We start from the raw sequence: 11,719 nt of genomic DNA, 5'->3' as shown, positions 1-11,719 counted from the left end.
CAGGGTGAACCCATGAACACGTTCGCCATGAAGAACTGGGAAGAATCCGTCGTCAGCGGCACGGAGGGTGCGCCGCGAGTCGCCTACGCACACGCCACGCTCACCTACAGCGGGCTGATCGAAGGCGAGTCGGTCCTCGATTACCTGCTGTACTACGCGGGCGAAGGCTACGACGGCGGCGACACGACCTCTCCCGGCCTCGAACGGATCGAAGGCAGCGTGGACGGACGTAAGGGAAGCTTCGTGATCAAGCACGACACCGGGTTCGACGCGCAGGGCATCTCGTCGGCGTTCGAGATCGTCAAGGGCTCCGGAACGGGTGAACTCGCCGGGATCACCGGCAGCGGCACCACGACGGGCGCCCTCGGCGAGCCGACGATGTCGTACACGCTCGAATACGCGCTCTAGGGAGAAAAAGTGCTCGACGTCGATCGCAAGCAGGTGCTGGCATACCGGATCGCCGCGCACGGTCTGCACCGCGAGAAGACGGATCCGGCCGCGGCGGCCGTATTCGACCTCGGGCTGCAGGATTCCGTGCGGGACACCGCCCTGCTGGGCCTCGCCGCCCGGATCGACGGCGATATCACGCCCGGCGTCTGGGACGACGACCGTTTCGTGCTCGCGTGGACGCATCGCGGCGCGCCGCACTTCCACCGCCGCGCGGAACTGGACGCGATCCGGGCCGCCCTCGTGCCTCTCGACGAGAAGGACGCGATGGCCCGGATCCTCTGGCAGCGCAAGCAGGTCGACGACGCGGGCATGTCCGCGACGGACGCGTTGTTCACCGCGGCGAAGGCGATCCGCGAGGTCGTCACCGGCGTCCAGACCAAGGGCGCGGTGAGCGGCGCGGTCACGAAACTGATCCCCGACGGCCTCTCGTACGCCTGCCGCGGCTGCGGTGTCGTGCACGTCTACGAGCAGTTGATGCGGGTCGCGTCGATCCACGCCGGGGTCCGGCTGGAGCCGGGCGCGACCCCGGCGACGTTGGCGCCACTGGAAAAGCGAGGCAGGCTCAAGACGTCGCCCGACGCCAAGGCGGCGACCCGCGTCGTCGAGGGTTACCTGCGGATCAACGGTCCCGCCGCTCCCGGCGACGCCGCCGCCTACGTCGGGACCACCCGCACCGGGGTCGACGCGATGTGGCCGGACGGCCTGGCCGAGGTCCGCGTCGACGGCAAGAAGGCCTTCATGCCGGAAGACCGGCTGGCCCTGCTGGAGAACCCGCCGGAGCCGGACGTGGTGCGCCTGCTGCCGCCGCTCGACCCGTTCGTCCAGGCGCGCGACCGCGCCGTGCTGGTACCGGACAAGGCCCGGCAGAAGGAGGTCTGGAAAATCCTCGGCAGCCCCGGCGCGCTGCTGGCCGACGGCGAGATCTCCGGTGTGTGGCGGGCCAAGGCGAGCGGGAAGAAGCGGCTCGACTTCACCGTCACCGCGTTCGACGCCCTCCGCCCGGCCGTCCGGAAGGCGGCCGAAGAGGAGGCTGCCCGCGTCGCCGCCGCCAGGGAGTTCGCCGACTTCCGCGTCGCCTGGTCCTGAAGGCGGTCCGATCGGTCCCGTTCCGGGTGCCCAAGAGGTAGGCCATCGCGCAACCGCTTGCCGCGGAAGGACACGGCGGCGACCGTCGAGGACATGAGCACACAGACGGAACCCCGGACGACGGCGAGCGGCTGGGCGGCCACCGGCGACCTGCCCTGGGCACGCCAATGGGACGGCATGAACGAAGGCCCGGTCCTGCTGCCGGACGGACGTGTCCTCGCCGCGGGCGGTGGCGACAACCGCGGCGCGGTGACGTACGCCGACGCCGCGCTCTACGACCCGGGCAGTGGCCAGTGGGCGGTCACCGGGTCGCTCGCGACCAGCCGCCGCCTGCATTCGCTGACCGTCCTGCCGGACGGCAAGGTGCTGGCAGCGGGCGGTTTCCACGGCCATCCGTCCACTTCGCCCAACATCCTCACCTCCGCGGAGATCTTCGACCCGGCGACCGGGACCTGGAGCCCGACCGGCTCGATGCACACCGCCCGCTGCAACCATCACGCGATCGCGCTGGCCGACGGCCGGGTGCTCGTGATGGGCGGCGGGAGCGAACGGCCGCCCATCGATTCCCTGGTGATCGCGGCGGCGGAGATCTACGACCCGGCGACGGGCACCTGGACCGAGACCGCGCCGATGATCCACGCCAGGGCGGCGTTCCCCGCGGCGTTGCTGCCGGACGGCAGGGTGCTCGTCGCGGCGGGCCTCGTCGAAACCGGCGGCGACCTCGTCGGCCTGACCTTCTGCGAGATCTACGACCCGGTCGCCGGCACGTGGAGCCCCACCACACCGATCGGCACTTCGGTCCCGCTCGAAACGGGACGGCCGCGTGTCGGCGCGCAGATGGTCGCGCTCGCCGACGGGACCGTGCTGCTCACCGGCGGCCACACCGGCGGGCCGCAGAACTGGAACTACGCGCCGTTCAGCCTCGGCGAATCCGAACGCTACGACCCGGCAACCGGCAAATGGACCGACGCGGCGGCGATGAGGATCCCACGCGACGAATTCCGCCTGCTCCGCTTGGACTCCGGCAAGGTGCTGGCCATCGGCGGCCTCGAATACGGCGGGTACGACGCCGGCTACCAGAATTCCGAGATCTTCGACCCCGCGACCGGGCAATGGGGGCCACTGCTCGGGCTCACCATCGGCAGGGCGAAGTTCGGCGCGGTCAAACTCGCCGACGGCCGCGTCCTCATCGCGGGCGGCGCCGCCGTGCTGGCGAACGCCGGCCCGGACGGCAACCACGTCCTCATCACCAAGACCGATCTCTTCACCCCGTGACCCATCCCCCGCATTTCGTCCTCTGAATGCGGTATTCGCCTTCAGAGGACGAAATGCGGGCGTCAGGGGTCGACGGCCAGCCGGTAGCCGCGTTTCACCACCGTCTGGACCAGTTTCGGCGTGCCCAAAGAATTCCGCAGGCGCCCGATGGCGGTCTCGACGGCGTGTTCCTCGCCGCCGTCGGGGAGCGCGGAGACCAGTTCCCGCCGGGAGAACACCCGCCCCGGCGATTCCGCCAGTGCCCGCAGGATGCCCATCGGCGCGGGTGCGATGTCGCACCACTGCCCGTCGACCAGCGCCGCCTGACCCCGTAGTTCGATACTCCGCCCGCCCGCGGTCAGCCGCGGCGAACGGGCTTCGAGCGTGTCGGACACCGTCCGGGCCAGCGCCCCGATCCGCGACCGCGCGGGCTGCACCGTCGGGATCCCGAGCGCGGCCAACGGCGCCGCGGTGATCGGCCCGACGCAGGCCGCCACGACCCGCTTCTCCAGTGCTCCCACCACTCCAGGCAGCCGTCCGGTCCGCTTCGCCACCGCCAGCATGGACGCCACCGCGGGCGCGCTGGTGAACGGCAACGCGTCCACCGAACCGTCGAGGACACCGTCCAGCAGCCGGTCCAGCGGGCCGGGATCGGACGGCCCGACCCACCGGTACACCGGCACCTCGATCACTTCGGCACCCGCCGCCCGAAGACTGTCCACAAAGTACGGAAGCGGCTCGCCGTGCAGCTGCACCGCGATCCGCTGACCGTCCACACCGGAATCCAGCAGATGTCTCAGCACCTCGGCGTTGCTCTCCGAAGCGGGCGAGTAATCCTCCGAAAGCCCGGCCGCGCGGATCGCGCCCTTGGCCTTCGGGCCGCGTGCGAGCAGCGAAGACTTCCCCAGCCTGTCCAGCAGCTCCTCCCCCAGCCCCCAGCCTTCGGCCGCCTCGACCCAGCCGCGGAAGCCGATCCCGGTCGTCGCGACGACGACGTCGGCCCGGTCTTCCAGCAGGCGCGTGGTGGCCGACCGCAGTTCGGTGTCGTCGGCGAGCGGCACGATCCGGATCGCCGGGCCGTAGCGCACGGTCGCACCTTTACGCACGAACAGCGCGCCGAGCTCGTCAGCCCGTCGCGCCGCCGTGATCCCGATGACGAATCCCGCCAGGGGAAGGACTTCTGTCACGGCGAGAATTCCACCTCCACCACACCACCGGTGACCCGGACCCGGTACGCCGCGACCGAGACCCCTTCGGCGTCGAGACAGGATCCGTTCCGCAGATCGAAGCGTTCCTTGTACACCGGCGAGGCCACCACGGGAACGCCGCCCGCGTCGCCGACGATGCCTCGCGAAAGCACCGCCGCACCGCTGATCGGGTCCACATTGGACAGCGCGTACCACCGGTCGCCGGGGAGGCGGAAGATGGCCACCTGCGTCCCACCGTCGAGCAGGGCCGCGACACCGGACCATTCGGCGACGGCGCCCGCCGCGCAGACCGCGGTCCAGGTGCGTTCGATCGACGTCGTCACTGTTTCACCTCCGGGATGCCCAGCAGCACGGGCACCTTCTGGTCGCGTTCGGTGCGGAACGAGATCGTCGGGTCCGGGGTGCCCGGCGCGTTGACGAACGAGCTGAACTTCGCCAGCTTCTCCGGGTCCTCCAGCACACCACGCCACTCGTCGGCGTAGTCGCCGACGTGTTTGGCCATCGCCGCGTCGAGGTCCTCACAGATGCCGAGCTTGTCGTCGACGATCACCGCGCGCAGGTGATCGAGCCCGCCCTCCATCTCCTCGACCCACGGCGCGGTGCGCTGCAGGCGGTCGGCCGTGCGGACGTAGAACATCAGGAACCGGTCGATCGTGCGGATCAGCGTCTCGGTGTCCACTTCGGACACCAGCAGATCGGCGTGCCGAGGGGTCGCGCCGCCGTTCCCGCCGACGTAGAGGTTCCAGCCCTTGTCGGTGGCGATGATGCCGAAGTCCTTGCTCCGCGCCTCCGCGCATTCCCGCGCACAGCCCGAAACGGCGGACTTCAGCTTGTGCGGCGAGCGCAGGCCGCGATAACGCAGCTCCAGCTCGATCGCGAGCCCGACGCTGTCCTGCACGCCGTAACGGCACCACGTCGAACCGACGCACGACTTCACAGTGCGCAACGACTTCCCGTACGCGTGGCCTGACTCGAACCCGGCGTCGACGAGCCGCCGCCAGATCAGCGGCAGCTGGTCGACGGTGGCGCCGAACAGGTCGATCCGCTGCCCGCCGGTGATCTTGGTGTACAGCCCGAAGTCCATCGCCACCTGCGCGATCACCATGAGCTTCTCCGGCGTGACCTCGCCGCCGGGGATCCGCGGCACCACCGAGTAGGTGCCGTTGCGCTGCAGGTTCGCGAGGAACTTGTCGTTGGTGTCCTGCAGGGTCGCCTGCTCGCCGGCGAGGATGTGCCCGTTGCCCAGCGTGGCCAGGATGGACGCGATCGCCGGTTTGCAGATCGCGCAACCGGTGCCGGTGCCGTAGCGGTCGATCATCTCGCTGAACGTGGTGATCCGGGTGGCCTGCAGGATCTGGAACAGCTCCGCGCGCGACTGCGTGAAGTGCTCGCACAGCGCCTTCGACTGCTCGACACCGCATGCCGTCAGCAGCTTGCCCAGCAGCGGGACACAGGAGCCGCAGGCGGTTCCGGCCCGGGTGCAGCCCTTGATCTTGGCGACCGAATCGCAGCCCTCTTCGGTGATCGCGTGCGTGATCGCGCCCTTGGAAACCGCGTTGCACGAACAGATCTGCGCCGCGTCCGGCAACGCGTCGACACCGACCGCCGCTCCGCCACCGGCCGGGGCGAGAATCGCGCCCGGTTCGGCGGGCAGCGGCCTGCCGACCATCGCGCGCAGCGTGTTGAACTCGCTCGCGTCGCCGACCAGGACACCGCCGAGCAACGTCTTCGAGTCGTCCGAGACGACGAGCTTCTTGTACGTCCCGGCGACGGCGTCGTTGAACGCGACCTCCAGCGCGCCCTCGGTCGCCGCGTGCGCGTCACCGAAGCTGGCGACGTCGACGCCCATGAGCTTGAGCTTCGTCGACATGTCCGGCTCGGGGAACGTGCCCTCGCCGCCGGTCAGCCGCGCCGCGACGATCTCCGCCATCGCGTAGCCGGGCGCCACGATGCCGTACACCTTGCCGTCCACGGCCGCGCATTCCCCGATCGCGTACACCGCGGGGTCGGACGTCCGGCAGGTGTCGTCGACCAGGATCCCGCCCCGGGCACCGACTTCCAGGCCGGACGAGCGCGCCAGATCGTCGCGCGGCCGGATACCGGCGGAGAAGACGACCAGATCGACGTCGAGTTCCGTGCCGTTACCGAGCCGCGCGAGGTAGCGTTCGCCGTCCGGTTCGATTGCGTCGGTCGACGTTCCCGTGTGGACGGTCACGTCGAGGTCGGTGATCAGCCGCCGGAGCAGCCCGCCGCCGCCCTCGTCGACCTGCAGCGGCATCAGGCGCGGCGCCATCTCGACCACGTGCGGCGAGAGACCCATGTCCCGCAAGGCCTTCGCCGCTTCCAGCCCGAGGAGCCCGCCACCGATGACGACCGCCGAACGACGTCCGCGACCGGGCCGCTGCGCGGCTTCCCGGATGGCGTCGAGATCCTCGATCGTCCGGTAGACGAAGCAGCCGGGAAGATCGTGACCCGGCACCGGCGGGACGAACGGCCGCGAACCGGTCGCCAGCACGAGCGAGTCGTACGGCTGCTCGTATCCGGCCTCGGTGACGACGACCTTGCGCTCGCGGTCCACCGTGGCGACGGCGTCACCGAGCCGCAGCTCGACCAGCGGATCGTCCGCGTAGTCCGCGCCCTCCAAGGCGAGTGAAGCGGGATCCCAAGTGTCCACATAGGACGTCAGGGCCACTCGGTCGTACGCGGGACGCGCCTCCTCGGCGAGCACCACGACCTGCCACTGACCGGCCTTGTCCTCCGCGCGCACGGCTTCCACGAGCCGGTGCGCGACCATGCCATGTCCGACGACGACGAGTTTCCGCATCAGACCTCCGCTCCGGCGAGCGCCAGACCCCGGGTGCTCGCCACCTCCGACTGCTGTTTGCGCAGATACACCGCCCACGTGACGGCGAAGCACAGGCCGTAGAAGACCAGGAAGGCGACGAACGCGGGCACCCCGCTCTTCGTGTCCGCGAACGACTGGCGGAAGGCCAGGTTGATGAACAACCCGCCGAGCGCGCCGATCGCCCCGGCCAGCCCGATCAACGCGCCGGACAGCTTGCGCGCCTTGAGCATCTCCAGCGTCTCGTCCGCCCCCTCGCTGATCGCGACCTTCGCCTTGGCGCGGAAGATCGCCGGGATCATCTTGTACGTCGAGCCGTTGCCGATTCCGGTGAGCACGAACAGCACGATGAACGCGACGGTGAACAACGCCAGCGAATTCGACGTCGAGGCGAGGATCAGCACCACGGTCGCCGCGGCCATGCCGACGAACGTCACGAAGGTGATCTTGCCGCCGCCGATCCGGTCGGCCAGCCAGCCGCCCGTCGGCCGCGAGAACGAGCCGAGCAGCGGGCCGAGGAACGTCACCGCCGCCGCCTGCAGCGGCGTCCGGCCGAACTGGTTCTGCAGCACCAGGCCGAAAGCGAAGCTGTAGCCGATGAACGAACCGAACGTGCCGACGTAGAGGAACGACATCACCCAGGTGTGCGGGTCCTTGACGACCTCGCGCATCGCCTTGGTGTCGCCCTTCATCGAGGAGAGGTTGTCCATGTAGAAGTACGCGCAGACCGCCGCGACCACGATCAGCGGGATGTAGATCGCGAGCACCACCCGCGGCGCCGTGGCGCCGACGGTGCCGATGACCAGCAGGCCGATCAGCTGGATCGCCGCCACGCCGAGGTTCCCGCCGCCCGCGTTGAGCCCGAGCGCCCAGCCCTTGTGCTTCTCGGGGTAGAACGCGTTGATGTTGGTCATCGACGACGCGAAGTTCCCGCCGCCGACCCCGCCGAGCGCGGCGATCAGCAGGAACGTGCCGAGCGAGGTGCCCGGCTCCATCGCGATCGCCGCCAGGATCGTGGGCGCCAGCAACAACAACGCGCTGACGATCGTCCAGTTCCGGCCGCCGAACTTCGCCACCGCGAAGGTGTAGAGCGGCCGCATCAGCGCGCCGATCAGCGTCGGGGTCGAGACCAGCAGGAACTTGTCGGCGGCGGAGAAGCCGTACTGCGGGCCCATGAAAAGGACCATGACCGACCACAGTGTCCAGACGGAGAAGCCGATGTGCTCGGCGAGGATGGAGAACCAGAGGTTCCGCCGGGCGACCTTCTTCCCGGTCTCCTCCCAGAACTGCTCGTTCTCGGGATCCCAGTGCTCGATCCAGCGCTTTCCACGAGCTGCCATGAGGTCCTCCTTGGTGGATGCGTTCGGGTTCACTGGGCGGCCAGCCATTTCGCGACCCCGCCGACGGCGTCCTTGCAGCCGCCGCAGCCGGTCGTCGCGCGGGTCGCCCCGGCGAGGGCGGCGACGTCGGTGGCGCCGCCGCGCCACGCTTCGACGAGCCGTCCCTTGGTCACCGCGTTGCAGCGGCAGATGACCGCCGACGCGGGCAGATCGGCCGGGCTCGCCGCCGACGGCGCGCCCGGCGGCAGCGAGCGTCCTAAAAGGACCGCCAGCCGGTCTTCGGGCACCGGGGTGCCCCGGTCGTAGAGCTGCGTGATCGTCGCGGCCGCGTCGGGCAGGCCGAGCAGGATCGCGCCGGCCACCCGGTTCTCGCGCACGACGAGCTTGCCGTAGCGGCAGCCCGCCGGGTCGCTGAAGGTGAGCACCTCGGCGGTCGGGTCGTCCGCGCCGGTCATCGTCTCGCCGAGCGCGGTGAGGTCGATGCCGCGCGCCTTGAGCCGGGTCACCGCCTGGGTGCCGCGGTAGCGCGACGCTGACTTGGTACCGGTGACCAGGTCCGCGACGACGGCGGCCTGTTCCCAAGCGGGCTGCACGAGCCCGCCGAACGCGCCGGGATGCTTGGCGCAGTCGCCGATCGCGTGGATCCGGCCGTCGCTGGTGCGCAGCAGATCGTCGACGACGATGCCGCCCTCGACGGTCAGCCCCGCGTCCACGGCCAGTTTCGTCTCGGGCCGGACGCCGGTGGAGACGACGATCAGATCGGCGGGCACGTGCGTGCCGTCGTCGAGTTTGAGCCCGTCGCCGCTGACGTAGCGCGCGGCGCCGACACCGAGCCGGAAGGCGACGCCGAGTTCTTCGAGCTTCCTGGTCAGCACCCGGGCCGATTCCGCGTCCAGCTGACGTTCCATGATGTGCGGCATCGGGTGCACGACGGTGACGAGATTCCCGCGTCCGGCGAGGCCTCGCGCGGCTTCCAGCCCGAGCAGCCCGCCGCCGAGGACGGCGACCGGCGCGCCCAGTTTGGCGGCGTCGAGAATGCGCGCGCAGTCGTCGAGGGTGCGGAACGCGACGACGTCCGGACCGGGTTCGAGCCCTTCGACCGGCGGCATCCACGGGTTGGCGCCGGTGGCGAGCACGAGCGCGTCGTAGTCCACAGTGGACCCGTCGTCGAGGTGGACCCGCCGCGCGTCGCGGTCGATCGACGTCGCGGAGACCCCCCGGCGCAGATCCGCGCGGGTGCGGGACGGCCATTCGTCGTCGTGCAGCCGGACGGCCTCGGGCCGCATGGTGCCGGCGACCACCGACGAGAGCAGCACCCGGTTGTAGGCGGTGTGTTCCTCCGCGCCGACGACCGTGAGCCGCACGCGCTCGCCCTCGGGATCGCGGCGCTGGATCTCGTCCGCGAGCCGCGCGCCCGCCATCCCGTATCCGGCGATGACCACCGACCGGGGGCTCACGCGACGGCCTCGGCCGGGGCGAGCGCGACCGCGCACACCTTGAACTCGGGCATCCGGCTCGTCGGGTCGAGCGCCGGGTTGGTCAGCAGGTTCGCCCTTCCCTCACCGGGGAAATGGAACGGCAGGAACACCAGATCGGGGCGCAGCGAGGCCACGCAGCGGACGCGTGCGACGGTCTCCCCGCGGCGGGAGCGCACGAGCGCGAGGTCGCCCTCGGCCAGCCCCGCGCGGGCAGCGGTGTCGGGATGAACTTCCACGAAGGCCTCCGCCACGACGTCGTTGAGTTCCTTGACCAGCCGGGTCTGTGCCCCGGACTGGTAGTGCTGCAGGACCCGTCCGGTGGTGGCCTGCAAGGGGAATTCGGCGTCCGGCGGCTCGGCCGGGCCGATGTGGTCCACCGGCACGAATCGCGCGCGGCCGTCCGGGTGCGCGAAGGAGTCGAGGAACATCCGCGGCGTGCCGGGATGCGATTCCGCCGGGACGGGCCAGTAAAGGGCTTCGCCGTCGCGGAGCCGGTCGTAAGTGATGCCCGAGTAGTCGGCGACGCCGCCCTTGGACGCGCGGCGGAGCTCGGTGAAGACGGTCTCGGCGTCCATCGGGAAACGTCCTTCGGGCTGTCCGAAGCGTCGGGCGAGTTCGGAAAGCACGTAGAGATCGGTCTTCGCGCCGGACGGCGGATCGATCGCCTTGCGCCGCAGGAGGATCCGGCCCTCCAGGTTGGTCATCGTGCCGTCCTCCTCGGCCCACTGGGTGACCGGCAGGACGACGTCGGCCATCGCCGCCGTCTCCGAGAGGACGAGGTCCGAGACCACCAGGAAGTCCAAAGAGGACACTTTGTCCTGGATGTTCCCGGCGCGGGGCGCGGAAACGACGAGATTGCTGCCGAACACCATCAGCGCGCTCGGCCCGTCTTCGGTGCCGAGCGCTTCCAGCAGCTCGACGGCCGAACGCCCCGGCCCCGGCAGGGATTCCGGCGGCACGCCCCACACCCCGGCGACGTACTCGCGTGCGGCGGGATCGTCGATCTTGCGATAGCCGGGCAGCTGATCGGCCTTCTGCCCATGCTCACGTCCGCCTTGGCCGTTGCCCTGACCGGTCAGGCAGCCGAAACCGGACCCCTCGCGCCCCGGCAGACCGAGGGCGAGCGCGAGGTTGATCCAGGCGTTGACCATCGCGGTGCCGTTGGCGTGCTGCTCGGTGCCGCGCGCGGTGAGGACGTAGGCGTTGCGGGCCGCGGCGAGCTTGGCGGCGACGCGGCGCTGGTCCGCGGCGGAGACGCCGGTGACCTGCTCGACGCGCTCCGGCCACCAGGCCGCGACCGACCGCCACAGCTCTTCGAAACCGTTCGTCCTCGAGACCACATAGGACTTGTCGAGCAGGCCTTCGGCCACGACGGCGTGCAGGATGCCTTGCGCGAGCGCGAGGTCGGTACCCGGCGCGGGCTGCAGGTGCAGTCCCGCCAGTTCGGCGGTCGGCGTGCGGCGCGGGTCGACGACGATCAGATCCGCGCCCCGCAGATGCTGGGTGAACGGCGGCATCGTCTCGGCCGGGTTGGCGCCGATCAGCAAGACGGCGTCGGCGTCGGCGAGATCCGTGACCGGGAACGGCATCCCGCGGTCGGCGCCGAACGCCTTGATCCCGGCGGCGGCCGCCGAAGACATGCAGAACCGGCCGTTGTAGTCGATCTGCGAGGTGCCCAGCGCGATCCGCGCGAACTTCCCCAGCAGGTAGGCCTTCTCGTTGGTGAGCCCACCGCCGCCGAAGACGGCGACCGAGTCAGCCCCCTTGGCCGCGCGGATCTCGGTGAGGCGCTTCGCGACGAGGTCGAGGGCCTGGTCCCAGGTCGCGGGGCGGAGTTCGCCGTCGACCCTGATCAGCGGCGTGGTCAGACGGGACGGCGAGGTGAGCAGCTCCCCCGACGTCCAGCCCTTCTGGCACAGACCGCCGGCGTTGACCGGGAAGTCGCGCGGGGCGACCCGGGCGCCGTCGAGGCTCATCCCGCACTGCAGGGCGCAGTACGGGCAGTGCGTGTCCACCGCGGTCACGGTGGGGGCGGCGAGCGGCACGGGCACCTCCTCCAGG

9 protein-coding genes are annotated in these 11,719 nt (G+C 70.6%); 3 read left to right on the top strand and 6 right to left on the bottom strand.

The window, feature by feature from the left end:
• Positions 1 to 12: 12 nt before the first annotated feature.
• The 3 genes from AORI_RS46575 to AORI_RS46565 all read left to right on the top strand — a co-directional run bounded on the left by AORI_RS46575 (position 13) and on the right by AORI_RS46565 (position 2,811).
• Positions 13 to 408 (top strand): DUF3224 domain-containing protein, encoded by a 396-nt coding sequence (locus AORI_RS46575; protein WP_016331515.1) that lies wholly within the window; start codon positions 13 to 15, stop codon positions 406 to 408.
• A gap of 9 nt (positions 409 to 417) precedes the next feature.
• Positions 418 to 1,536: a DNA glycosylase AlkZ-like family protein gene (locus tag AORI_RS46570; protein WP_016331514.1), complete on the top strand. Its 1,119-nt coding sequence runs from the start codon at positions 418 to 420 to the stop codon at positions 1,534 to 1,536.
• A 93-nt stretch (positions 1,537 to 1,629) separates the two neighbouring features.
• The gene (locus AORI_RS46565; RefSeq protein WP_167337760.1) at positions 1,630 to 2,811 is read left to right on the top strand and encodes a Kelch repeat-containing protein; all 1,182 of its coding nucleotides are present in this window, start codon (positions 1,630 to 1,632) and stop codon (positions 2,809 to 2,811) included.
• A gap of 62 nt (positions 2,812 to 2,873) precedes the next feature.
• On the opposite strand, the gene AORI_RS46560 is transcribed toward AORI_RS46565, so the two are convergent.
• Genes AORI_RS46560 through AORI_RS46535 form a run of 6 tightly spaced genes read right to left on the bottom strand, consistent with a single transcriptional unit; the run spans position 2,874 to position 11,703 of the window.
• On the bottom strand, positions 2,874 to 3,977 hold the full coding sequence (locus AORI_RS46560; RefSeq protein ID WP_016331512.1) for a uroporphyrinogen-III synthase: 1,104 nt from the start codon (positions 3,975 to 3,977) through the stop codon (positions 2,874 to 2,876).
• Positions 3,974 to 4,321, bottom strand: coding sequence for a nitrite reductase small subunit NirD (nirD, locus tag AORI_RS46555; RefSeq protein ID WP_016331511.1), 348 nt, complete (start codon positions 4,319 to 4,321; stop codon positions 3,974 to 3,976). The genes AORI_RS46560 and nirD overlap by 4 nt, the downstream gene beginning before the upstream one ends.
• The gene (gene nirB / locus AORI_RS46550) at positions 4,318 to 6,822 is read right to left on the bottom strand and encodes a nitrite reductase large subunit NirB (RefSeq protein ID WP_016331510.1); all 2,505 of its coding nucleotides are present in this window, start codon (positions 6,820 to 6,822) and stop codon (positions 4,318 to 4,320) included. The genes nirD and nirB overlap by 4 nt, the downstream gene beginning before the upstream one ends.
• Positions 6,822 to 8,180 (bottom strand): nitrate/nitrite transporter, encoded by a 1,359-nt coding sequence (locus AORI_RS46545; RefSeq protein WP_016331509.1) that lies wholly within the window; start codon positions 8,178 to 8,180, stop codon positions 6,822 to 6,824. The genes nirB and AORI_RS46545 overlap by 1 nt, the downstream gene beginning before the upstream one ends.
• Before the next feature lie 29 nt (positions 8,181 to 8,209).
• On the bottom strand, positions 8,210 to 9,637 hold the full coding sequence (locus tag AORI_RS46540) for an FAD-dependent oxidoreductase (protein ID WP_016331508.1): 1,428 nt from the start codon (positions 9,635 to 9,637) through the stop codon (positions 8,210 to 8,212).
• A complete protein-coding gene (locus AORI_RS46535) occupies positions 9,634 to 11,703 on the bottom strand; it encodes a molybdopterin oxidoreductase family protein (RefSeq protein ID WP_016331507.1) in 2,070 nt (689 codons plus the stop codon). Before AORI_RS46535 ends, AORI_RS46540 begins: the two co-directional genes overlap by 4 nt.
• Positions 11,704 to 11,719 lie beyond the last annotated feature (16 nt).

Origin of the sequence: Amycolatopsis keratiniphila, assembly GCF_000400635.2 — a bacterium.
In the GTDB taxonomy this organism is placed as follows: Bacteria; Actinomycetota; Actinomycetes; order Mycobacteriales; family Pseudonocardiaceae; genus Amycolatopsis; species Amycolatopsis keratiniphila.
This window is presented reverse-complemented; position numbering and strand designations above follow the sequence as displayed.

Bases quoted from the DNA above. Each gene is read 5' to 3' on its own strand.
- AORI_RS46565 (WP_167337760.1), top strand. From the start codon at position 1,630: ATGAGCACACAGACGGAACCCCGGACGACGGCGAGCGGCTGGGCGGCC.
- nirB (WP_016331510.1), bottom strand. From the start codon at position 6,822: ATGCGGAAACTCGTCGTCGTCGGACATGGCATGGTCGCGCACCGGCTC.
- AORI_RS46575 (WP_016331515.1), top strand. From the start codon at position 13: ATGAACACGTTCGCCATGAAGAACTGGGAAGAATCCGTCGTCAGCGGC.
- AORI_RS46545 (WP_016331509.1), bottom strand. From the start codon at position 8,180: ATGGCAGCTCGTGGAAAGCGCTGGATCGAGCACTGGGATCCCGAGAAC.